Source organism: Archaeoglobus neptunius, assembly GCF_016757965.1.
Classification (GTDB): domain Archaea; phylum Halobacteriota; class Archaeoglobi; order Archaeoglobales; family Archaeoglobaceae; genus Archaeoglobus; species Archaeoglobus neptunius.
This window is the reverse complement of the sequence record NZ_JAEKIW010000003.1, coordinates 145,753-167,466: the sequence shown is the minus strand read 5'-3', so window position 1 is coordinate 167,466 and position 21,714 is coordinate 145,753. Positions and strand designations below refer to the sequence as shown.

The 21,714-nt window shown below is 47.1% G+C and carries 24 protein-coding genes and 1 pseudogene; 16 read left to right on the top strand and 9 right to left on the bottom strand.

Annotated elements, in window-relative coordinates; genetic code table 11:
* From JFQ59_RS03295 to JFQ59_RS03280, 4 genes are all read right to left on the bottom strand, one after another.
* Complete coding sequence (locus tag JFQ59_RS03295) at window positions 1-1,245, bottom strand: thiolase domain-containing protein (RefSeq protein WP_202318989.1); 1,245 nt, start codon at window positions 1,243-1,245, stop codon at window positions 1-3.
* Window positions 1,242-2,375, bottom strand: a complete 1,134-nt coding sequence (locus JFQ59_RS03290; RefSeq protein WP_202318988.1) for a thiolase family protein — start codon at window positions 2,373-2,375, stop codon at window positions 1,242-1,244. Before JFQ59_RS03290 ends, JFQ59_RS03295 begins: the two co-directional genes overlap by 4 nt.
* A gap of 5 nt (window positions 2,376-2,380) precedes the next feature.
* Window positions 2,381-2,836: a Zn-ribbon domain-containing OB-fold protein gene (locus tag JFQ59_RS03285; RefSeq protein WP_202318987.1), complete on the bottom strand. Its 456-nt coding sequence runs from the start codon at window positions 2,834-2,836 to the stop codon at window positions 2,381-2,383.
* Between the two features lie 81 nt (window positions 2,837-2,917).
* The gene (locus JFQ59_RS03280; protein WP_202318986.1) at window positions 2,918-3,475 is read right to left on the bottom strand and encodes a hypothetical protein; all 558 of its coding nucleotides are present in this window, start codon (window positions 3,473-3,475) and stop codon (window positions 2,918-2,920) included.
* 125 nt (window positions 3,476-3,600) lie between these two features.
* Here JFQ59_RS03280 and JFQ59_RS03275 point away from each other — a divergent pair, with 125 nt between their 5' ends.
* The 9 genes from JFQ59_RS03275 (at window position 3,601) to JFQ59_RS03235 (ending at window position 13,720) form a co-directional block, all read left to right on the top strand.
* Window positions 3,601-5,229 (top strand): long-chain-fatty-acid--CoA ligase, encoded by a 1,629-nt coding sequence (locus JFQ59_RS03275; RefSeq protein ID WP_202318985.1) that lies wholly within the window; start codon window positions 3,601-3,603, stop codon window positions 5,227-5,229.
* An 85-nt stretch (window positions 5,230-5,314) separates the two neighbouring features.
* Window positions 5,315-7,303, top strand: a complete 1,989-nt coding sequence (locus tag JFQ59_RS03270) for an acetoacetate--CoA ligase (protein WP_202318984.1) — start codon at window positions 5,315-5,317, stop codon at window positions 7,301-7,303.
* A 2-nt stretch (window positions 7,304-7,305) separates the two neighbouring features.
* Complete coding sequence (locus JFQ59_RS03265; protein ID WP_202318983.1) at window positions 7,306-7,746, top strand: MaoC family dehydratase; 441 nt, start codon at window positions 7,306-7,308, stop codon at window positions 7,744-7,746.
* Between the two features lie 13 nt (window positions 7,747-7,759).
* On the top strand, window positions 7,760-8,992 hold the full coding sequence (locus JFQ59_RS03260) for an acyl-CoA dehydrogenase family protein (protein ID WP_202318982.1): 1,233 nt from the start codon (window positions 7,760-7,762) through the stop codon (window positions 8,990-8,992).
* A 1-nt stretch (window position 8,993) separates the two neighbouring features.
* Window positions 8,994-10,808 (top strand): AMP-dependent synthetase/ligase, encoded by a 1,815-nt coding sequence (locus tag JFQ59_RS03255; protein ID WP_202318981.1) that lies wholly within the window; start codon window positions 8,994-8,996, stop codon window positions 10,806-10,808.
* Window positions 10,809-10,812: 4 nt separating this feature from the next.
* Window positions 10,813-11,880, top strand: a complete 1,068-nt coding sequence (locus JFQ59_RS03250) for a thiolase family protein (RefSeq protein ID WP_202318980.1) — start codon at window positions 10,813-10,815, stop codon at window positions 11,878-11,880.
* 1 nt (window position 11,881) lies between these two features.
* Complete coding sequence (locus JFQ59_RS03245; RefSeq protein ID WP_202318979.1) at window positions 11,882-13,039, top strand: thiolase family protein; 1,158 nt, start codon at window positions 11,882-11,884, stop codon at window positions 13,037-13,039.
* Between the two features lie 4 nt (window positions 13,040-13,043).
* Window positions 13,044-13,499, top strand: coding sequence for a Zn-ribbon domain-containing OB-fold protein (locus JFQ59_RS03240; protein ID WP_202318978.1), 456 nt, complete (start codon window positions 13,044-13,046; stop codon window positions 13,497-13,499).
* A gap of 65 nt (window positions 13,500-13,564) precedes the next feature.
* Window positions 13,565-13,720, top strand: coding sequence for a hypothetical protein (locus JFQ59_RS03235; protein WP_202318977.1), 156 nt, complete (start codon window positions 13,565-13,567; stop codon window positions 13,718-13,720).
* Here the strand turns inward: JFQ59_RS03235 and tpiA are convergent.
* From tpiA to JFQ59_RS03215, 4 genes are read right to left on the bottom strand one after another with little or no spacing between them, the layout of a single operon-like run.
* Window positions 13,717-14,379, bottom strand: coding sequence for a triose-phosphate isomerase (gene tpiA, locus JFQ59_RS03230; protein ID WP_202318976.1), 663 nt, complete (start codon window positions 14,377-14,379; stop codon window positions 13,717-13,719). The two genes, JFQ59_RS03235 and tpiA, sit on opposite strands and share 4 nt — an antisense overlap.
* A 9-nt stretch (window positions 14,380-14,388) precedes the next feature.
* A complete protein-coding gene (locus tag JFQ59_RS03225) occupies window positions 14,389-15,573 on the bottom strand; it encodes a bifunctional 5,6,7,8-tetrahydromethanopterin hydro-lyase/3-hexulose-6-phosphate synthase (protein WP_202318975.1) in 1,185 nt (394 codons plus the stop codon).
* A gap of 35 nt (window positions 15,574-15,608) precedes the next feature.
* Window positions 15,609-16,688, bottom strand: coding sequence for a tetratricopeptide repeat protein (locus JFQ59_RS03220; RefSeq protein WP_202318974.1), 1,080 nt, complete (start codon window positions 16,686-16,688; stop codon window positions 15,609-15,611).
* Window positions 16,678-16,833, bottom strand: coding sequence for a hypothetical protein (locus tag JFQ59_RS03215; RefSeq protein WP_230972246.1), 156 nt, complete (start codon window positions 16,831-16,833; stop codon window positions 16,678-16,680). The genes JFQ59_RS03220 and JFQ59_RS03215 overlap by 11 nt, the downstream gene beginning before the upstream one ends.
* A gap of 170 nt (window positions 16,834-17,003) precedes the next feature.
* Here JFQ59_RS03215 and JFQ59_RS12755 point away from each other — a divergent pair.
* The 4 genes and pseudogenes from JFQ59_RS12755 to JFQ59_RS03200 all read left to right on the top strand — a co-directional run.
* A pseudogene (locus JFQ59_RS12755) lies at window positions 17,004-17,168 on the top strand (ArsR family transcriptional regulator); the annotation flags it as partial.
* A 93-nt stretch (window positions 17,169-17,261) separates the two neighbouring features.
* Entirely contained in the window at window positions 17,262-18,164 is a 903-nt protein-coding gene (locus JFQ59_RS03210; protein ID WP_230972245.1) for a hypothetical protein, read from the top strand.
* Between the two features lie 77 nt (window positions 18,165-18,241).
* Window positions 18,242-18,490: a hypothetical protein gene (locus JFQ59_RS03205; protein WP_202318971.1), complete on the top strand. Its 249-nt coding sequence runs from the start codon at window positions 18,242-18,244 to the stop codon at window positions 18,488-18,490.
* 95 nt (window positions 18,491-18,585) lie between these two features.
* Complete coding sequence (locus tag JFQ59_RS03200) at window positions 18,586-19,362, top strand: hypothetical protein (RefSeq protein ID WP_202318970.1); 777 nt, start codon at window positions 18,586-18,588, stop codon at window positions 19,360-19,362.
* A 116-nt stretch (window positions 19,363-19,478) separates the two neighbouring features.
* Here JFQ59_RS03200 and JFQ59_RS03195 read toward each other — a convergent pair whose 3' ends face one another.
* A complete protein-coding gene (locus JFQ59_RS03195) occupies window positions 19,479-19,985 on the bottom strand; it encodes a CopD family protein (protein ID WP_202318969.1) in 507 nt (168 codons plus the stop codon).
* Window positions 19,986-20,151: 166 nt separating this feature from the next.
* Here JFQ59_RS03195 and JFQ59_RS03190 point away from each other — a divergent pair, with 166 nt between their 5' ends.
* From JFQ59_RS03190 to JFQ59_RS03180, 3 genes are read left to right on the top strand one after another with little or no spacing between them, the layout of a single operon-like run.
* A complete protein-coding gene (locus JFQ59_RS03190; RefSeq protein WP_202318968.1) occupies window positions 20,152-20,610 on the top strand; it encodes a hypothetical protein in 459 nt (152 codons plus the stop codon).
* A gap of 2 nt (window positions 20,611-20,612) precedes the next feature.
* Window positions 20,613-21,017 (top strand): DUF4405 domain-containing protein, encoded by a 405-nt coding sequence (locus tag JFQ59_RS03185; protein WP_202318967.1) that lies wholly within the window; start codon window positions 20,613-20,615, stop codon window positions 21,015-21,017.
* Window positions 21,011-21,706: a DUF2202 domain-containing protein gene (locus tag JFQ59_RS03180; RefSeq protein WP_202318966.1), complete on the top strand. Its 696-nt coding sequence runs from the start codon at window positions 21,011-21,013 to the stop codon at window positions 21,704-21,706. The genes JFQ59_RS03185 and JFQ59_RS03180 overlap by 7 nt, the downstream gene beginning before the upstream one ends.
* The last annotated feature ends 8 nt before the right edge of the window (window positions 21,707-21,714 follow it).

Below are 21,714 nucleotides of genomic sequence, written 5' to 3'. Positions count from 1 at the left end.
TCACCTCTTTGGCTTATCTCCCAGCACCATAATCGTGTTGAACTGAACCTGTCCGCCCCATGCATGTGCAACTGCATTTCTGACGTCCTTTGGCACCTGATGCTCCTCAGCTTTACCCATTATCTGCAATGCTGCCTCAACAACCCTCTGCATCCCTGAAGAGCCTATTGCGTTGGTTGCATTAACTCCACCGGAGGGACAAATTGGAAAGTCACCATCGATCTCTGTAATTCCTTCCTCAACTGCCTTCCAGGCCGTTCCGTCGTCGAAAAACCCCAATCTTTCGCTGAACATCAGTTCCTGGTGTGGGAACGGGGCGTAGATTTCTGCAACATCTATCTCCTTTCTGGGGTCTTTGATTCCGGCTCTCTCGTACGCTTTCTTCGCCGACAAAATGGCTCCGGTCTGATCCGAGTAGTCGATTACTGCAGTCCCCTGATAGCTCTCTCCCTGATCTGCTTCTTCATCAGCGTAAGCGGCCACTCCCTTCACCCAAGCCACCGGTCTCTCGACTGCAAGCTTTTTCACAGCATCTTCACTGGCGTAAATCACGCAGGAGGCTCCGTCACTGGCGGGACATACGTGACCAAAGCGCATGGGCCAGATCAGCATCTCAGTCTTCGCTATGTCCTCTGCTGTGCATCCGGGCCATTTTAGGTGGGCATACCTGTTCTTTGCAGCATTCCTTCTTGCCTTTGCAGCAACCATATCGAAGTGGTCTATCCGGCACCCCGATCTTGCCATGTAAAATGCTGCCTGATAGGCTGATATTCCTGCTGCAGCTCCGGCCAGTCCCATTATCGCAAAACTCCTCATGTCCATTCCAATTCTCATCATGTAGCTGAGATTGGCAAAAGCAACGTGCAGCAGCCCCGTGGTGGCACCAGGTTCAGCACTGTCACTGTGCTTCTCCCATGAGACAGCAAGGACAACATCATACATTCCTGAGGCAACTTCATAATAACCTAGATGGGCTGTGGACCCTCCAACAGTCCCTCCGGTCGCTACTCTCTGTATGGGCTTACCAGCAGCCCCAATATAGTCCGCAAACACAAGGTCTGGCTGTGCTATACCGCCAAAACCCTGCATGTTTCCAACAGCGTAGGCTTCGACATCCTCAGGGGAGATTCCTGCATCCTCTATCGCAGCCCACACGGCCTCAGCAACAAGCTCCGCCTGATTGACATCGGTTCTCCTGCCATGCTTTGCCTGTCCGCATCCGATTATCGCAACATTTCTCCTCATGGCTCATCCCCCAAAATAAGAACGAGATTCTTCTGGGCAGCAATTCCCCACTGAGTGTGGGCCAGTGCAGTTCTGCAATCCTCGACCTGGTTTTCCGCCTCACCCCTGATCTGTCTCACAGCCTCAATCAGCCTTATCAAACCCGTTGCACATATCGGGTCTCCTGCCAAAGCTCCTCCACTTGGATTGGTGGGCAAATCTCCGTATACTTCTGTCATCCCCTCCTCCAGCAGTCTCACGCCGTTCCCCTTTCTGCAGAATCCAAGAGCCTCATAGGTCATAATCTCCTGATGGGCAAATCTCTCGGTTATCTCTGCTACGTCAATTTCCCTGAACGGTTCCTCGATTCCCGCCATCCTGTATGCTTTTCTGGCTGCAATTTCGAGAGACGTCAGTCTCGCCAGATCTCTATCTCTAAGGTAGCTGTCGCATGCGTTTCCCACTCCTTTAACCCAGACAGGGTCATCAAAACCTTTCGCCGCCTCATCAGAGGCAATAACCACCGCCGCAGCACCATCGCATGGAGGCGAAATCATTAAGTCAGTTACCGGTTCTGCATACACTTCAGAAGTCAGCACGTCTTCAACGGTCACGTCGGGCATCTTTCTAAAAGTGTGGGAAATCTTGCTTGCATTTCTTAGGTTTTTAACTGAAACTTCCGCCACGTCCTCCTCATACACTCCGTGTCTGGCCATGTACATCCTCATCTGCAGTGCTGCTATGGTAATTCCATCGAGCATGTCATTCTGTCTGTCGAACCAGGGTTCCAGCATATATCTCGTAACCTGATGGGGATTGAATATCCAGCTATGGGTATGGGCGACGACCAGAGCTATGTCATGCACACCGGCCATCAGCCTCTGAATTGCATAGAGTGCAGCATACAACCCATCCTCCTCAGCTTTGCTCTCGTCTCTGAGGTAGGCTCCACTTGCACCTATCAGCATGCAGTTCGATATCGTTCTCCCGTCCAGAAAGTCGGACGAGGCAGATATTACGGTTCCCACATCTTCTCTGCTTATACCGGCACTCTTCAAAGCTGCCTTTGCGACCTCAAAAACAGCCTCTTCTCTCGTCTTGTTCACATCCCATTCGAGATTGCTTACGGCGTAACCAACAATGGCAACCATCACATTCACCTCGGTTTGAAGTATAACAGATCTGAAGGCTTACCTTCCCGCTTCTCAGCCCACACTGGCACGACCTCCAGACCTATACGGACGTCTTTCTCCCACACCTCACCTAGCTTTGAAAATATCTGTGAATCGGCCCCGTCCAGCTTTATGGCTGCTATTATTACTGGTTTTTCCATTTCAACGTAGTTTCCCTTTCCATCGAGCTTCTTTCTTACAACTGTATAGCTCAAAACAACACCTTTACCGTTCAGTTCCACGAGATGCTCTTCAGAAAGTCTGGAGCTGCATTTTGGACAAACTGCACGGGGTGGTACGACCGTGTATCCACACTTTTCACACCTTGCGGCTAATATCTTTTTTTCTGCAAAATTTCTGTAAAATCTCTCTGTTATCTTTCCCGTGTACCACCTGAACCTCGCAATAAATGGAAGACCATCGTACCTATCAACACTCACGTTACCACCAATTCTAAATCGGATGAGCAAATATTAAATTTTTAAGGATTTTACATGAGCATATATGCTCATGAAAAATAGTCACTCTTTTCTGTAGAACTTAAGAGTAAAACCATTGGTTGAGACACTCTTAACGACTTTCCATCCTTCTCTGTAATACTTTTCGTAAATATTGAGGATGTGCCTTGCCAGAAACTCGCTAACTTCCCTTCTCCTCATCGTGTGTTCACAGAAAAACTGTATCCAGTTCTCACCTTTCGTAATCTCAACGTAGTCTACTCTGTTAAGGATCTTCCAACCTCTCCTTACTGTTTCAAGAAACTCCTCCAGCTCTATTTCCGGAAACGGCTTTTTAAGAAACCACTCCACGGCGGTTTCCATCATACTCTCTTCAATTGCCTTCTCCTTGTCACCAAGTATGAGGTACATGTACTGACTTCTCCCACACCCTGTAAAATCAAGGTCCTGAATCAGGCTTATGAGTAGAAGGTCGTCCTCGTTCAAGCTTTTATCTTTCCGATCTAAAAGTCTTAGCGCCTCCTCCAGGACCTCGTTTATGTTTCCATATTTCTCCTTGTATTTTTCAATAATTCTGAAAGCCTCATCTGAAAGTGTCGTCTGGAGCCTCCTTTTTGGCATGAATACGTATCAAATATTATACACAATAAATCTTTCGTTTTTCCTTGAGCAGGGACACTTATACATGCTGATAAAATATTTAAAAATACTCAAACTATTAAATGTTAAGATTCGGAGGTGGAAATATGAACCTGAAATACAACCTTTCGGTAAAGAAGACCCTGTTTTTTCCACTGCATGCGTATGCGGAAAAGGAAATTGTCTACAGGGACGTCGTCAGATACACCTACAGAGAGTTTTATGAAAGACTTCAGAGGATTGCTAGCTCATTGGAGAGTATGGGTGCTAAAAATTCGAAGATTGCCTTCATTGACTGGAACACCCACCAGTATCTGGAGGGGATGTTTGCCATCCCCATGATGGGATCTATTCTGCACTGCGTCAATCTTCGACTCGCTCCTGAGGAGATAGTTTACACGATGCGTTATGTCGAAGACGACTTTGTGGTAATCAGAGACGAGTTTCTGCCTCTGGCCGAGAAACTCGCTCCACATGTACCGTCGGTCAAAGGGTGGATAGTTACCGGAGATGATATTGACAAGGTTGAGACAACTCTCAAGCCCCTTTACTTCTGGGAGGATTTGATAAAAGAGGGGTCAGGCTACGAGTTTCCAGAACTCAGTGAGAATGAAACTGCAATTGTTTACTTTACATCCGGCACTACCGGTTTGCCCAAAGCCGTGCACTTCTCCCACAGACAGGTGGTTATGCAGGCCATCATCAACGGTCTGGCACTCTCGGCAAATATATCACCGGCCAGATTAAGCTCTGCAGATGTGATCATGCATATTCCACCATTCTTCCACGGAATGGGCTGGACGTTTCCGTATCTGGCGACGATGCTGGGGATGAAGCAGGTTTTGCCGGGAAGATATGAGCCAAAGGTTATGCTCGACCTCATTAAAAATGAGGGTGTCACTTATGCGGGCGGGGTTCCGGTATTTCTGAAAATGCTCCTCGACTATCCTGACGTGGAGAACTACAGGGATGCTCTGTCCAGGTTCAAGTTTGTGTGTGATGGAGAACATCCGCAGAGAGTGCTGTTCGAGAGGGCAAGGGAGCTGGGAATCAAGATGATTGAAGCATTCGGGATGTCTGAGGGTGTAGGCTTCACCTTTGCTGTGCTCAAGGATCACATGCTGTATTGGGGATGGGAGAAGCAGGTGGAGTATCTGAACAAAGCGGGTTTGCCTGCACCGTTTGTGGAAATCAAAATAGTAGATGGGGAAGGAAATGAAGTGGAGAGAGACTTCAAAACAATGGGTGAGATTCTAATCAGAAGCCCCGGTTTGACGGAAGGCTACTGGAAGAACCCGGAGAAGACGTCTGAGTCTTGGGATAATGAGGGGTGGTTCCACACCGGCGATCTGGGAGTGTGGGACGAGGAGGGCTACATTCTGATTCTGGACAGGGCGAAGGATGTAATAAAGAGCGGAGGCGAATGGATAAGCTCAATAAGGCTTGAAGGTTTAATTTTAGAGCATCCGGCAGTCAGCGAAGCTGCTGTGATTGGTGTAAGGAGTGAGAAATGGAGTGAGAGACCGATAGCGGTTGTCGTTCCAAAACCCGGAAAAGGTGTAACGGAGCAAGAAATAATTGATTTCCTGATGAAGAATTTTGTAGAGACAGGAAAAATTCCAAAGTGGTGGCTTCCCGATAGGGTTTTTGTTGTGGATGAAATTCCCAAAACAACAGTGGGTAAGATAAACAAGAGGGTGTTGAGAGACAGGTACAAAGACCTCATACTGCCCTGATACTCAAACATGCTCATAACCTAATTTTTTAAGATGATAATGAATTTAAATATGCTCATTAAATGTTATAAATTGGAGGGAGATTATGGAACCAAAAATTTTGTGGGAGCCGGACTCGGATTTTATAAGGAATTCGAATCTGGCGGAGTTCGTTGAGTGGCTTTCCGCAAACAGAGGATTGGATTTTGAGGTTTCGGAAAGTGCAAAGGAAAATGTGGAGAATTACAGGAGAATCTGGAACTGGTCCTGCGATAGGCTGGAGGATTTCTGGGAGAGTGTTTGGGAGTTTTTTGACATCAAGAGTTACAGCGATTACAGGGCTGTGCTGGATGAGAGAAAGATGCCGGGAGCGAAATGGTTTGAGGGGGCGACGCTGAACTATGCGGAGCATGCTTTTCTGAAGGCTGGTGAAGGAGAGGCTGTTGTTTACGTGCGGGAAGATGAGGTCAGGAGGGCTTTAAGCTGGTCTGAGCTGGAAAAGCAGACCGCAAGCTTTGCAGCATGGCTGAAGGAGATGGGAGTCAGGAAGGGAGACAGGGTTGTGGCCTATTGCAGTCAGGTTCCCGAAGCGGTTATTGCCCTGCTTGCCACTGCAAGTATCGGTGCGATATGGGCGGCTGTTGGTGGTGAGGTTGCACCAAGGGCTGTAATTGACAGATTCAAGCAGCTCGACCCGAAGGTTCTCATAGCTGTTGACGGCTACTTCTACAACGGAAGAGAGTTCAACAAGCTCGAGGACATTAAGACGGTGGTTAAGGGCATTCCAAGTCTTGAAAGAGTTGTTCTGGTGCCCAACCTGTACGAGAGCCATGAGCTTGAACTGGACATTCCGGTTCATTTATGGCCTGAGACTGTGGAAAGTAGAGAGAAGCTGACCTTTGAGCCCGTACCCTTCGACCATCCGCTATGGGTTCTCTACACTTCAGGCACTACGGGAATCCCAAAACCGATAGTGCACGGGCATGGGGGAATTACGGTTGAGATTTTCAAAGGCTCATTCCATATGGATTTCAAGGAGGGAGACAGGTTTCTCTGGTACTCTCCTCCATCCTGGATGATGTGGAATACTGTCGTGAGCGGCCTGCTGGCTGGAACAACAATTGTGTTTTACGATGGCAGCCCCCTCTACAACTTCTTACAGCCTCTCTGGCAGATATGTGAGAAGGAGAAACTGAACATTTTTGGAACAAGTGCTCCTTTCCTGCACGGATGCATGAAATTCGGACTTGAGCCCGGTTCGCAGTACGATCTGAGCAGTGTCAGGATGATAGGTTCAACTGCAGCACCGCTTTCGCCTGAGGGATTCGAGTGGGTTTACAGGAAAGTCAAGGAGGATGTGTGGCTGAACTCTGCAAGCGGTGGGACCGATGTGATGACCGGCTTTGTTGGGGGCTGTCCGATACTGCCTGTCTGGAGCGGAGAGTTGCAGTGCAGATGGCTTGGAACGAAGGTTGAGGCTTACAACATCGAGGGCAAACCGGTAATAAACGAAGTTGGTGAGCTGGTTGTAGAATTGCCGATGCCTTCAATGCCACTCTACTTCTGGAATGATGAGGACTACAGCTGGTACAGGGAGAGCTACTTCAGCATGTTTCCAAACGTGTGGTGGCACGGTGACTGGTTGATGGTCACGGACAGAGGGACGGCCATTATCTTCGGAAGATCGGATTCGACGATAAAAAGGAAGGGTGTGAGGATGGGTACCCTTGACTTCTACAAGGTTGTCGAGGGGCTTGATGAGGTGATAAACAGCCTTGTGGTTGAGGTTAAGGGCAAAATATTCCTGTTCGTTGTTCTTGCACATGGATTGGAGCTTACTGAGGAGCTTAAGGAGAAGATCAACAGGGCTTTGAGGGAAAATCTCGGTGCCTACTTTGTTGCCGACTACATAATTCAGGTTCCTGATGTCCCGATGACGCTCAACTATAAGAAGCTGGAGGTGCCGATAAAGAAGATTCTGCTGGGGTGGGAAGTGGAGAAGGCTGTTAACCTTGACAGCATCATGAATCCCGATGCTGTTTTCAGGGTGGTTGAGGCTGCAAAGCCCTATTTAGAGAAGATGGAGGGGGATTGAAAATGGAAAGTATGTATTTTGAGGATTTTCAGGAGGGAATGGAGCTTGTGTCTGCTGGCAGAACCATAACCGAAGCAGACATAGTTATGTTCGCATCTCTTACCGGAGACTGGAATCCCATACATGTTGATGCGGAATATGCTAAAAACACGATATTCGGGCAGAGAATCGCTCATGGACTGCTGACACTCTCCGTGATGAGCGGATTGTTGATGAGGCTCGGATTTTTGGAGGAAACTGTAGTGGCCTTTTACGGTATTGACAGACTTCGCTTCACAAATCCCGTTTTCATTGGCGATACGATAAAGGCAAGGGCGAAAGTTGTGGAGAAGCAGGACAGGGGACAGTTTGGAGTTGTGAAGATCGAGGCAAGTGTGGAGAAACAGACCGGGGACGTGGTGATGAACTGCATTCTGAGGGTGGCTGTGAAGAAAAAGGGATAAGAGGGGTGATAAGATGAACTTCGAATTTACCGATGAGCAGAGGATGATTGCCAACGCTGCGAGAGACATAGCAAAGGACTTCCCGCCCGAGTACTGGAGGGAGAAGGAGGAGAACGGAGAGTTTGCTGAGGAGTTCTTCAGAGCAATTGCGGATGCGGGCTTCATGGGTATAGTGATTCCGGAGGAGTATGGGGGAAGCGGCTACGGAATGACAGAACTGCTAATAGCGATGGAAGAGCTGGCAGCGAATGGATGCGGGGCTGGTGGGGTGTGGTATTTTGTCTTAACCGAAGTTTTTGGCGCTCTGCCAATAGTGAGATACGGAACGGAGGAGCAGAAGGAAAAGTATCTGCCCAAAATTGCAAGGGGTGAGATGGAGTTCTGTATGGCTTTAACCGAGCCGGATGCAGGAACGAACACTCTGGCAATAAGAACCACAGCGGTTAAGGATGGAGATGAGTGGGTGATAAACGGAAACAAGATCTTCATCAGCGGTGCTGACAGGGCAAAGGGGATGCTCCTCGTTGCAAGGACAACACCACCGGAAAAAGCTCCAAAAAGAACTCTTGGGATAACCCTGTTTCTGGTGGATCTGCCCAGTGAGGCTGTAAAGTGGAACCCAATTCCCAAGCACGCAATAAACTTCTCGAAAACATGTGAAATTAGTATAAACAATCTCCGTGTCGGGGAGGATGCAATTCTGGGTGAAAAGGACTTGGGATGGTATCTTTTGCTTGACGTTCTCAATCCGGAAAGAATGAGTGCCGCTGCTGGAGCCATAGGTGGAGCAAGACTTGCGATAAGCAAGGCTGTGGAGTATTCGAAGCAACGGAAAGTTTTTGCTGATCCAATCGGCAGCTATCAGGGCTTGCAGTTTCCCCTGGCGGAGGCTTACGCGGCGCTGGAATGTGCCAGACTGATGATGTACAAAGCTGCGTGGCTCTACGATACAAAATTCAGGAGTGAAGACGTCAGGGATCCAAAAAAGAGGGTGGAGATGGCAGCGGTTTTCAGAGAAGTGGGGGATGCTGCCAATATGGCGAAGGCTGTTGCGGTTGAAAATTCCCTCAAGGCGGTTTACTGGGCAATGCAGACCTTTGGTGGTTACGGTTATGCGAAGGAATATGATGTTGAGAGGTGGTGGAGAGAGGTAAATCTGCTGAGGCTCGCTCCAGTAACGCAGCAAATGGCTCTGAACTACATAGCGGAGCATATCCTCGGAATGCCGAGGAGTTACAGAATTTAGCATGACAGGGCTTAGAAAAATCGTTAAGGGCGAAGAACTCAAAATTGAGCGAAAAGAGACGCTCAGCGAGATGTTCTGGAGTGTAGTAGCCAAGCATTCAGATATACCAGCAATTGGGTACTGGAGTGATGGAGAGCTGAAGTATATCAGTTACAGGGAGTTTGGGGACAGGGTTAAGGAGCTGGCGAAGGTTCTGATTTCCTCTGGACTTGAAAAGGGTGACAGGGTTGCGATTTACGCGGATACCAGATACGAGTGGGAGATAGCAGACTTTGCGGTTCTGACTGCCGGTGGGATTGTTGTAACAATACACAGTGTGCTGAACAGGCAGCAGGTTAGGTATATCTTGAACGACTCGGAGAGCAGGTTGGTTTTCACCGAGAAAAAGTATGCTGACAACCTTCCAGAAGATGTTGAGGTGTTTTTTCTTGAAGAGATCGGCCAACTGAGTGGAGCGACGGATGAGGAATACGGGGAAAGGTGGATGAGTGTAATGCCTGATGATGTGGCGAGCATAGTTTACACATCCGGTACTACAGGGGAGCCGAAAGGTGCAATGCTCACCCACTGGAACTGGAGGTTCAACGCCCTGTCTGTGATGTCCATCACCCCCTTCTATCCCGGCGAACCGCACATCTGCTATCTTCCCCTCAGTCACGTCTATCAGAGGCTTGTTTTCTTTGCCGGAGTTTCGAGGGGTGCAACAGCAGTTTTCTGCACTCCTCAACAGTTTCTTGAAACTTCAAGGGCTGTGAATCCAGTCGGTCTGGTGGTTGTGCCGAGGATACTTGAGAGGGTTAATGCGGGCATTCTTGAGAGGGTGGAGAAATCGTCCAGACTTACCAAAAAACTGTTCTACTGGTCGAGAAGTGTTGCAGTGGAGTGCGGGAAGAAAATGAGCAGAGGCGAGAAATACGGAGTATGGCTCAGTTTTAAGAGGTTTTTAGCCGATAAGCTTGTTTACAGCAAGATAAGAGAAAATCTTGGTCTCCGGCGAGTCAGGTTCGTGTGCTCTTCTGCCGCCGAACTTCAGAAGGAGCTTGCCTACATGTTCAACGGAATGGGCATTCCTGTGATAGAGGGCTATGGAATGACGGAGGTTGCAGCACCGTCCAATCTCAATCCCGTTGGCAGATTCAAGCCCGGAACTGTAGGCCCCCCAATTCCCGGAGTGGAGGAGGCGATTGCGGATGATGGGGAGATTCTCATCAGAGGAGACAACGTGATGAAGGGTTACTGGAAAAAAGATGATGAAACAAGAAAAGTCTTCACCCCCGACGGGTGGTTGAAAACGGGCGATCTGGGCGAGTTTGATGAAGATGGATACCTGATTTTTCTCGGAAGGAAGAAGCACATAATGGTGCTTGACACGGGAAAGAACGTTTCTCCAATTCCCATAGAGGAGGAACTCCTGAAAAATCCGCTTGTCTCAGATGCCGTCATTATCGGAGACAGAAGACCATACGTTACAGCTCTGATAGTTCCGAATTTTGAGATGCTGATTGGTGTTGCTGAAGAAGGCCAGATAGACTACGACAGAACAAAGACGAGGACTGTGAGAGGTATTTCTGGAGAGGATGAGATTGTGGCGGTTGATGAAAGGCTTGTGGAAAACCCGGAGATTCTGGAAATTTACGGTAGAATCGTTGAGGGCGTTAACGACAAGCTCGCATCTCATGAGAGAATTAAGAGGTTCAAACTGCTGTCTGAGGCATTCACAATAGATAAGGGCGAAGTCACTCCGACGATGAAAAAGCGAAGACATGTAATTTTGAAACGATATGAAAAATTTATTGAAGAAATGTACGGGAGGTGATTTTTTGAGAATCGGAATTGTTGGGATAGGTTTTACAGAATTTGGAATTCACAGGGAACCTTTCTACAATGTTGCATTCGAAGCTGCAAGAAAGGCTCTGGAAGATGCAGGAATTGAGAGGGGGGAGGTGGACAGCTTCATCCTCGGCGGTTACGACAATCTCGGAGTTGGGAGGACGATCTCCAACATGTACACAGCCCCTGCTGCTGGAGCCTATCTGAGGCACGAAATCAGGGTGAGTGATGACGCTCTGTTTGCCCTGCCTTTAGCCTATATGAGGCTGAGGCACAGATCGGATGTAACGATGCTCCTCGCTTTCGGCCACAGCTCCGAAACACCGATTGAGCTTGTTGAACTGCAGAGTCTTGATCCCTTCTTTCACCGTCCCCTGAACCTCACTCTGCCGGCCTTCTTCGCCATGCAGAGCTACGCCTACAGGAACAGATACGGTGTTGATGAGGAAAAGCTCGCGGAAGTCGTTGTCAGAATGAGGGAGAACGGGTCAAAGAGCTCCTTGGCGTTCCTGAGGAGTAAGGTAAAGGTTGAGGATGTGCTGAATTCGGAAATTGTCTCCTATCCTTTAAGAAAGCTGGAGATGGCGGAATGGTGTGATGGATGTGTTGCCTTCATTCTTGCTGAGGAGACTATGGCAAAGAGGATTACAGATGAAATCGTGTGGGTTGACGGAGTGGGATGGAGTGTGGAGAATTACTACTTTGATCGAGAATTTCACAGACTTCCCTCTGTAAACAAAAGTGGTGAGATGGCTTTCAGAATGGCGAAAAAGGAGAGGAGTGATGTGGGGGCTCTTGAAATCTGTGATCTCACTGCTGATTATCACTGCATGATTCTTGAAGCTCTTGGCTTTGTTGAGGAGGGGAAGGGCTGGGACTACGATGGAGACGTGAACAGCTCTGGAGGGGCTCTATGTACCAACGCCTATGGTTCTACAGGAGCCTTCCTGCTCGCAAATCTTGCCATGAGAATCAGGAAGGGAGAGATAGACTGCGGACTTACCCAGTCAATGAGCGGATATGCCCAGAAGTCCTGCGTTGCAATTCTGGAGGGGTAATATGAGGGTTGCGGTTGTCGGTTTCGGTCAAACCGCATTCAGGACGAAGAGGAAGGATAAAACCCATCCCGAGCTTGCCTTTGAGGCCATTAATGCAGCACTGGAGCATGCGGGATTGGAGTTTAAGGATATAGAAGCGGTGGCTTATGGATCTATGGATCCCTTCGATGGTATCTACTGCCCCGAAAGATGGGATGCCACTGCATGCGGTCTGGAGAAGCCGATAATGAAAATTTCTACAGGTGGAACGACTGGAATGACAACAGCTCTGGCAGCTTACGAGCATGTAGCCAGTGGTTTATTCGATCTGACCATGGCAGTGTGCGTTCAGAGGGTTGGAGAATGTGTGGACGCTCAACCGGTTCTGAATACCGCTGTTGACCCAATATATGAGAGATATTCCGGTTTAGGAGCTATACACGTGGCATCCTTCCAGGCTACCGCCTACATGGCAAAATACAACGCCACAGAAGAGGATCTGGCGTGGGTTAGCGTTAAGGACCACAAAAATGCGCTGAAGAACCCGTACGCACACATCAAAATGGATGTCAGTGTTGACGATGTTCTCAACAGCAGAGTTGTATGCTCTCCATTGAAGCTTCTGGAGTGCTGTCCGAGAAGTGATGGAGCCGCTGCTGTGATTTTCGCTTCAGAAGAGATTGCGAAAAAAATCAGGGACAACCCCGCATGGGTGGTTGCAGAAACCACAATCAGCGACAGCTATTACCTTGGCGACAGGTTGAGCTTTGCGGAGTGGGATTCCTTGGCCATTGCCGGAAGGAGGCTTTTCAGAGATGCGGGTATAGAGAGACCGGAAAAGGACATCGATGTGGCGGAGCTATACTCCCCTTTCACGATTCAGGAGATCTTAGAGCTGGAGGCTCTCGGATTTGCCGAAAAAGGGGAGGGTAAGGAGTTTGCAAGAGAGGGTGTAACCTTTATGGATGGAGATATACCAACCAATCCCTCGGGAGGTGTGCTGTGCACAAATCCGATAGGTGCTACCGGACTGGTGAGATTTGGTGAAGCGGCAATGCAGGTGATGGGTGAGGCGAAAAATCAGGTTGATGGTGCTGAAGTGGCGTTGAGTCATGCGTGGGGTGGAACGCTGCAGTTCCACACCCTTGCCGTGCTGTCATCAAAGAAAAAGCTGGGGTGATGTTATGGAGGTTAAGGAGTTTGAGGTGTGGTGGAAGATTCCCTTTAAGCATTCCGCCGGTTTGCATGCAACGAAGTTCTTTGAGGGGTTGAAGGATGGGAAAATTCTTGGAGTCAGGTGTGAGAGGTGCGGGAGGGTTCTTGTCCCTCCACGAGCCTTCTGCGAAAGGTGTCATGCTGAGACTTCGGAATGGGTTGAGGTGAGTGATGAGGGTGTGATTGAAACCTTAACCGTTACCTACATGAAGTTCACAGGTCTTCCAGACCCTCCCTACGCTGTGGGGGTTGTGAAGCTGGATGGGGCTGATACGGGCATGCTGTGTTTCCTCGGCGGTATAGACCTTTCAGACTGGCGGAAGGTTCACGAGACGTTCAAGCCGGGAACGAGAGTTAAAGCTGTGTGGAGGGAGAAGAGGGAGGGGAAGATTACGGATATTGAGTATTTCAGGCCTGTTCAGTAACATTATTTTTTTAACAACGAGAAAGGATTATATACCTCTTAAAACAACGAAAATTAGATTTGAGTATGAAGCGGGCGAAAAACTTCAAAGACTATTTCGAGGACATAAAGCCTGTGACGGATGAGGAACTTGAGGAGCTTCTTAATGAGCCTCCCAGAAAGAAGAGGAGTGGCAAAAGAGAATTTAAAAAAGCGAAAAAAGATCTTTACAGGGATTTTTAGATAAGACCCACAAGCTCCTCAAGTGCCCTCTTCTGATCTTCAGCTTTAACCACTCCGCTTGCAAGTAGAACGCCTTCTGCACCGAGTTCCAGTGCCTTGATGTAGTCCTCGTGGGTTGTTATACCGGCACCGCACAAAACCCTGACGCTGGAATTTACAGCTTTTGCAGCTTTGACGGAGTTTTCAACAATTTCCGGTTCTGCTTTGCTAACAGGTATGCCACTCCCTATCAGTTCTGGAGGTTCCACAGCGACAAAATCGGGATTTAAGGCTGCGGCAGCAGCAGTGGTGGGAATATTGTTCGTGCACACAACAGAGGTCAATCCAGCATTTTTCAGCTTTGAAACATTGTATTCAATATCTGCAAGCTTCAATCTCCTCTCTGAATGGTTGACAAGGCTACCCTTTGCGCCGTATTCCTTTATCATTTCCGCATTTATTCTTCCCGTATGGCTTCCAAAGTCCACCGCATCGATGTGCTGGGCATAAACATCGATACCGACCTCTTTAACGATAACTGGCAGGTCCAGAAAAGAGACGGCAATTCCTATGTACTCATCACATCGGGATGCAACGTTGTCGGCAATTTTTGCCAGCTCAACAGCCCTCTTCCCGAAACCTTCCCTATAGGCCTTGAAATTTACAATAACCACTCCCATACCATCCCCTCAGAAATCTGTCATTATCCTGAACTGATCGGTGTCCGGCTTCATCAACTGCATGAATTTTCTCACCGCTCCCTCAACGTCTCTGGCCTTTGTTACTGCCCTGCCGACCACTATTATATCAGCTCCTGCCTCTATCACTTCCTCGACATTTTCGGGCCTTATCCCACCGGCAACCGCAACCAGAACGTTGAACTTTTCCTTGATCTCTGATGCCAGTTTCCATGGAGGCTCAGATCTCTCACTGTCTATCGCTCTGTGGAGTTCAACAACATCCGGCAAAACTCCGGTCTTTTCTATTTCTTCCAGCCTTTTGATCGGATCATCTACATTCATCATGTCAACGTAGCTGAGTATTCCGGTCTTCTCGGCCTCCTTTATGCCCTTGACAATTGTTGATATGGGCGCAAGTCCTGAAATGACCACAGCGTTAGCCGTTGCATCCGCAGCCATTCTCGCCTCAAGATTTCCAACATCCAGGGTTTTGAGATCGAGGATGTAGAAAGCATCGGGCTTAACCTCTCTCAGCTTGAGGATAACCTCGCTGCCATACCTCTTTGCAAGAGGGGTTCCCACCTCGAACACTATATGATCACTGTCCGGAATCTGCTCCATGACCTTCAGAACCTCACCCAGATCGGGAATGTCAATTGCAATTTGGAGATACGGCGGATCCCAGAGCTTCGTCAATTTCCTTCCAACAAAAGGATGGAAGCTACGATCCTTTTCGTACATAACCGTATCCACATCAGGAAAGTTCTCCATGGCCCTTTTTATTGCCAGTTTTGTTGCTCCGTAGTTGTAGTAGTAAATTTTGTGTTTGTCCCTTGCAGAGGGATGTATGAAGATGCTAGCAACAATAACGTACTCATCTGCTTTCTCCTTGGGTATTACTCCCTCTTCAACCGCATCGGCTACGGCTTTCGCAACGGCGGCCTGAGCTGGACCGAAAATCAGCTCTGCCTGATCCATGTCCCTAACGGTCACCTTCGGAACTATCACAGCAGGTGGTTTTGTGATCAGGTTTGGTCTGAGTACCGCAAGAAGCGGCGTATGTCCCGCAGAGAGCGTTGCAAGGGCGTTGGAGAAAGCAATTCCTGCTGGGCTGTCTTTGGTACCTATGATAAGATCAACATGAGCTACTTCAAATCCCTCACCTATAAGGGCCTCACCAACTCTAAACTCCATGCTGCTAAATCTCCAGCATCGTAATAAAGTTTTTGTTAAGGTTGGTTGCCCGCCCTCATCAGATCGTCAGCAATAACCTTCAGGGTATCCTCCAGAATACCCTTATCCTCGAGTCTCTCCCCCTGAAGGATTGCCTTTATCAGTCGCCCCGCCCGACCCTCAAAGGTGGGTTCGACCTTTTGACTTCCGTAGTAGTATCGCAGAATCAGTTTCTTGAGAGTTTCGGCATCCTTGCTGAGATCTCCTTCACTCTCTATTACCTTGTCAAAGCAGTGCATAAAGTTGATGGACTGAAATCCAAAGTTTCTGTAGGCCAGAAAAGCCAGACAACCCGCATCCATGTAGAGCTTTGCGGCCTCATCGGCTTTCCCCTCTTTCTCTGCTTTTTTGGCTTTAAAGTACAAGATCTTTGCTTTCAGGTCCATTGGTAGATTTTCAACCTTTTCAAGCCTTTCCAGAATCTCCTCTACTTCGCTCTCTTCGAGAAGTGGCAGGAAATTTTGCAGAACTGCCGCAATGCTAACCTCCTCCCCATACTCGTCCAGAACGTCCAGAGCCATTTTTAAAAGCATACTGGCTTCTCTTTTCCGTCCCTCTCTCTGATACACAACTGCAAGGTTGTTCAGGAGCATTCCTGTCAGTCTTGGATCCCCCTTGGATTTGGCCATATTGAATGCTTCAATAAGACACTTCTCTGCCGCTCCCCGTACATCAAGCTTAGCATACATCGTACCCAAAGCCGTCAAAATTGTGAGCTTCTGGTCGTCATCCTGTACAAGCTTCAGAGCATCAGTATACGCTTTCTCTGCATCTTCGTATTTTCTCACAACCTGATAAAGATTTCCGAGATTGTAAAGACAGCCAACGACGTATGGCAGAAACTTTTTGTCGTCTTCCGCAAGCTTGATGTAAAGATTCAGAACATCAAGATATGCCTTCTCCGCCTCTTCAAAGTTCTGTAGAGCGTAGTAAATGTTGCCAAGCGTTCCAAGCACTCTCCCTTTTTCATGACCCTCCAGGGTGTCGACCATTTCTCTGCCGATTTCAGCAAGTTTCTCAAGCTCGGAAAGGTCTCTTGCCGAGTCAAAGGCCTGAATGAACTCTTCAACGTTCATTCTTTTTCCCCTTTTTGAATATTTTTTCGAGTTCAGCATCCATGTATCTTCTTTTGTACTCACTTCCAAGGGCCTTTCTGTAATCTGCCCTCAACTGCTGAGATGCAAGCTTTTCAAGCAGCTTTTCCTTCTCATCTTCATCCATGTTCATCCTTTGTTGGGGTTTCATTTAAATTTTTGGCGTTCAGTGTTTGGAAATATCCGATGTTGTGAGTGGCTTGTGTGGTGTGAATTGAATACCGCTGATGGGTTTCAGTCAGAATTACCCAAACTTTTAAGGAGATTGCAGTCTAAAATTTATGTGAGTGAGAATTTATGGGAGGGCAGAGTTTGAGGGAATACCCCCGGCCTCAGCCGGGTTTGGAGGTTAAAATATTGCATGCCCTTCGAAATAGAGCGTTAACTCCACGAGAAATTGCTAAAATATTACGCAAAAATATTACGCAGGTTTCAGAGGCGTTAAATCGCCTGGAAAGTTTGGGATTTGTGGAAGAACGGCTTTTACTGCCTCAACGTGTAGGCAGAAGAAAGGTTTATCGCCTAGCTCCACTTGGTCGAGCGGTCGAGAGAGGTGTGAGGGAAACCAGGAAATTTCTGGGGCTGGTTCCCGAGCTGAAGGTGAATAAAGGCGTTCTTGTTGACCGGGTGACAGGAAAAGTTGTTGCAACTGAGGATCTCGATGCAAGAGTGTGCAGTTTCATTGACCGGTCTGTTAAAGAGGGGATCGAAGCGCTCAAAAACCGTGCAGGCACAATGACAAAATTGTCTGTTGCCAACATAGGCGTACACCTCGGGGCTGCCAGTAATGCGTTGCAGATGGAAATTAGAAGGTTTAGAATTTCAACAAAATTTTACTCCGGGACCGATGAGGTACTGGAGGGCATGGCCAGGGGAGAGGTTCACATATTTCCCATGTGCCCCGTTTCAACAATAGCAGAGCATCTCGATGAATTGAAAGGAATGGATGTCGTCATTATACCTTGGGATGTTTGCTCACCACTACTGGATTCACCACACTTAACCTCCGGCGTAGAGGTATACCTGCCGGAAAGAAATGACGTGGAGTTCTTTTATCAACAATCTCCACAGCGGCATAACTGTATGAACATGCTCGGAAAAGTATACAGGATATCTCCTGTTGAGGGTGATCACGCAACCTTTACCGAGTTCGATCCCAGTAGGGGCTACACGTTCGTTTCGGAAGTTATAACCGGTGGTTGTCGAAATATCAGTGATATAATGGGTATAAGGCACAGAGAACTGTCCTATCACGAGAGGGTGTTTATCGTTCTCACTGAAGATGTTGCCGGATGTCTCAATCTTAGAGATCTGCTCGTTGCAATACCAAAATCGAAGGAAAGGTTGCTCAAAGAGGACGTCCACTCATACAAAGCATGTGTTGACTTTGTGAAAAGGAATTTTGGCAGTAATTCCAAAAGCGAAAGTCCGATGAAGGAGTATCCACCAAAGATCTAATTTGCGGTAGTTCTGATCCCAATAATGGAATCAGAATAATCAGTTTGGTTTTGTACTTTCAGGTGATAGTGTACAACATGAAGAGAAAGGATGGGTCGGGTAAATGGGCGGTGAGGGAGATAAAAAGAGCGTTGAGAGAAGCCAAAGAGGTGAAGCGACTGACACATGAAATCTCGGAAAAAAGTAATGTGGGCAACACAGATACATTGGCCAGAGTTGTGAGACACATGAAGGGGGGTACTGGAGATCCTGTGGTTGATGCGATAAAAACTGGCGTGCAGATAGCCGAAAAAGCTATTGAAAAACTGTCAAAAAAGGAAGAATAGGCATTTCCTCGGCGAGCTGAAAAATCTGCAACAGATATTTAATAAAGCTCCGAAAGAGTTAAAAACTACGGGTCAAGGGATTGGAAGGTGGAAAGATGAGGAGTTATTTTTTTAAATTCCTAAAATCTTTTCTCAACTCCGAGGATATAAAAGAACTGGAAAACAGCCTGACTGAGAATGCTGCAGAATTTCTGAAGGAGTTATCAAATTTTTTCAAACTCGATCCAGTCAACTTTGAGATTGAGATCTCTGAAAACAGCAACGGAATTCCGTTCAGTTATCTTGTGACGCTGGAGTCAGACGGCAGCAGAGTATATGTGGAGAGTGACAGCAAAGCTCTGGCAGATCTAATGGAGAATCCGTACTCCAGGCATCTCTCTTACTTCTGCTGGGAACTCCTTACAGCATCGTCAGCTATCCAGCTTTTTAAGCACTACAGAGATAATATTACGGGTTTAAGATTTGCCAGCTCACTCCTGAGCGCACTGTTGTTGAGAGAAATTGGCGATATGCACCTTTTAAATGAGGCATTAACAGCAAAACTGGAGTCGTGTCAGTATTTGATGGATGAACTTGACAAGGATCACGAAAACTACACAGTGGCCATGGCAATAGATTTCACAGATGTTATGGTCATTCTCATGGTTAAAATGATGCCTGAATGCATAGCCATCAACCATGAATCTGTTCTTCGAGATCTGGTGGGAGGAGATGTAGAAAAATACTACGAAACCATGTTTGATCTTATACCGAGACTGACGGAGATTGAAATAGAAAAAATCAGCGAGATATACGATATGATCTCGGAAATAGTGTCAATCCAAGCGTTGTTTCCCTTTGATGACGAAAGGAACTCATGGGTATACAGATAAATCAACCTTATATGCTAACGAATTTCCGGCATTCTTTTGAGTAAGATTTCAACGATTTATCTTCTGACCATAGTTGAGCTACCTTATTCAATCATCTTCAGCTTGCAATAAAAATTTTAGGAAAAAGCAGCAATATAACCGCTCAGAAATATGGCGATAACGCCCATTGTCGCATTTATGAGTACGAGGGAAAACAGAACTCCTTCTTTTGCTTTGATCTTCTTAAGCTGTTTTTCATCCATCTGAATTTTCTTGCCTGCCTTTTTCATTTTTCTAAGCAGTATCTGTCTTACAGCAGCGATAAGGATCATCGCTACCACCAGCACATGCTTCAAAGATAGCAGTGATGAATAAGTGTTCTCAAAGCTGAAAAATCCAAGGAACGACTTGGAATGCCAGGATTCCAGAACGCCAGTGATGACAAGGACAGCGATGCTTGCATAAACAAGTAATGATAATCTGCTTTGCAATGTCATCAAAATCTGTCTTTTAACGACTTCATCTCCAGTATCCTTAAAACTTGGGAGGATCGTTGCCGACATATGTATCAATCCACCAACCCATATCGCTGTGGCGAGGTCATGCAGGCCTTTAACCATTCCAAAAACTACAACATTCTCCATAGACATTTTTTTGCCCATTCGGCAATATTTCCTTTATCCCTAAGAATTTAGGGTATTTTAAAAAATAACCTGAATTATTTTTGACTACAACTACCATATTCCAGTTTTAGTATGGCAGTTACAAACATCGAAACATTTATTAACATGTGTAACAAAAATATTGCATATGAAGGAGGTGATAAACATGAGAAAAATATGGGTGATGTTGCTGGTTGGAGTTGGTGTATTGATTTCAACAGCATATGCGTACAGTTACGGCTACGCAGAAACGGGTGATTTGCAGCAGAAAGCAGAGGAATTGTTGAAGAGTGCTGAAGTTAAAGAGGTTCACAGCTACCGCTTTGACACGACTCGCCACTTTCTGCTCAAAGACGGTAAAGTCGTGGGAGTGATCTGGAAAGGCGCAAAAGATGATGTTTCGATTGACAGAGTTATACAAACCAAATGGGGTGCCAAAGCCATATTGACCCAGAATGGAGAAGTTGTGGGGCAGTTGTTTATTGACGGAATGCCGGGGCATGGACATGCAAGAATTCAAAACACACCTCAGCACGATCAGTGCATCTGTTGTGGAAATGGACAGGGAAATGGACATGGACACAGGTACAGTTACGTGGGTGAGTAAAAATGCAACCCACTATTTTTTCAAACAGAGAAGTGGAAAAGTCAAAGTGCTACGAGATAAAACCGAACAGAAGAATGCTAAAAACGATTTCTGATGTGCTACTGATCATAGGCTTAGCGGTAATGACTGTAACCGGTGTAGGGCTGTATTTCGCTCCTTCAGGCAGAGTTGCAAGGGCTACAGACTGGACGTGGTTGGGCTTGGACAAGCATACACTTGGAGACGTTCATGCGTATTTCGGTTTTACAATGATAGCCATTGCACTTATACACCTGTCATTAAACTGGAGACCACTAAAATCACTGCTAAAAACTTTAAACATATCAGATATACTTAAGTTGACTATAGTTATATTAATCGTACTTGGAGGTGCAGTAGCCTACTTATGGGGGTGGTTGGGATGGTGAAGAAAGTTGGAATGCTGCTCTTGGCTACGTTCATTGTTGCATTGGTTGCAGGATGTGTTCAGAATGAGCAGACTCCGAACACTCCAGCACCAGCAGGACACGGTAATGGTGGTGGAGGTATGAGCGTTGAAAACATGAAACAGCTCATCTACCAAGTTCCGGCTGGTGAACTAAGCGAGGCTGAAAAAGACGGAATTTTGCACATGCGAGAGGAGGAAAAGCTGGCAAGAGACGTCTATCAGACTCTGTACGACAAGTGGGGTCTGCAGATCTTCAGCAACATAGCAAAGAGTGAGCAGACGCACATGGATGCGGTAAAGCTGCTTATTGACAAGTATGGACTCGAAGACCCGGCAGAGGGCAAAGGAGTAGGAGAGTTTACAAATCCAGCTTTTACAGAGCTTTACAACAAGCTCGTTGCTGAAGGAAGCAAATCGACTGTCGATGCCCTGAAAGTTGGTGCCCTTATCGAAGAAATCGACATTGTGGATCTCCAAAAATACCTGTCGGAAACGAGCAAGGAGGATATAAAGATCGTGTACGAGAATCTCATGAAGGGATCACGAAATCATCTGAGAGCCTTTACATCGATGTTGGAGAAATACGGAGAATCTTACAACCCACAGTATCTGAGTAAAGAAGAGTATGAACAGATAATCAGCAGTCCGATGGAAAAAGGGCTTCAGTAACTTCCAAT